The sequence below is a fragment of the Glutamicibacter sp. 363 genome (assembly GCF_052379505.1).
Taxonomy (GTDB): domain Bacteria; phylum Actinomycetota; class Actinomycetes; order Actinomycetales; family Micrococcaceae; genus Glutamicibacter.
Window position 1 is genome coordinate 1 of sequence record NZ_JBQSYR010000077.1, and the last position, 1,159, is coordinate 1,159.

Annotated in this window: 1 protein-coding gene; it reads right to left on the reverse strand. The window is 52.0% G+C overall.

Features of this window, described 5'->3' with window-relative positions:
- Nucleotides 1-36: 36 nt before the first annotated feature.
- Nucleotides 37-1,065: an IS630 family transposase gene (locus ACT3UA_RS18920; RefSeq protein ID WP_096288209.1), complete on the reverse strand. Its 1,029-nt coding sequence runs from the start codon at nucleotides 1,063-1,065 to the stop codon at nucleotides 37-39.
- Nucleotides 1,066-1,159: the final 94 nt, after the last annotated feature.

Sequence of the window (1,159 nt, forward strand, 5' to 3'; positions counted from 1 at the left end):
TATGGCTCTAGTTTTTCAAGAACGGTAGCCGGTCAGTCAGATCTTGTAATCAAACAATCGTGAACCGATATGCGCTTCAAACGCCGCAACCGTGGACTCAAAATCATCACGCTGCACGTTACTGATCGCGTTCTTCGCATCATTCCACACATGCTCAATCGGATTATGATCCGGCGCGTAGGGTGGGAAATTGATCAAATGAACATCCTGCAACGTCTGACCCGAGGCCAGTTCCGCGCTGATCAGATTGTTCTTATGCCACGAAGCGTTATCCCACACGATCACGATCTTCTTCCCCGAATGCAACCCCACCAAGGTCTGCACCGCTTCCAAAATAGTAGCGCTGTTCTGCCAGTCCAACCGCAACGGCAGGCATTGGCCCGTGTTCTGATTCAGAAACCCGATAAACGACTGAGAAGCCGTTTTCCGATCCACCTTCAACACAGTTTTCGTGTTCTTCTCGTACCACGCTTTGCGCACCACAGCTTCCTGATCGATACGCACCTCATCGGCCGCGAACACTAACGTGTCCTCGTCAGCCAACGGGGCGACTAGTTCTTCACGGATTTCCTTCACCCGCTGGTCAATAGCCTTTTCATCGGCACGTCGACGGTCAAACTTTTCCGGCTTATGAAAGGAGAGTCCAGCCATGCGCAGTAGGAAATGGTACGAAGAATTCGATGCGTACTCGATGTTGAACGTGGTCGATAACCAATGGTCCAGCTTCGGAACATCCCAGAACTGGGCCGGCAGATACTCATCTCCGGGTGGCTGGGAGAGGACTTCGGTGACAGTTGCTCGTTGTTCCTCAGTGAGGAAGCTACGGTTCAGGTTTCCTGCGTGCCCGGTCAAGAGCGAAGCCATGCGTTGCTGGTGCCAATCAGTGACCCAGTCAACCAGTGTTGAGGGTTCACGGTCCACGAATTCAGCAACAATTTCCGGGGCAACGTCCCGAGAAAGAAGCAGCAAAGCCTCAGCTTTTTTGATCACGAGCTTATGCGGTGCATTGGCTTTGTACTCTTTGAGTAGTCGGCGTTCTTCATCGGAAAGTTGTGGGGTGCGCATGCTTCCAAAATTAACATTCCTGCAGTGCTGGGACGGGTTTAACGCGCCGGGATCAATGCTTTTTCAGAACCGCTTTTGAACTGTGACCGCCATA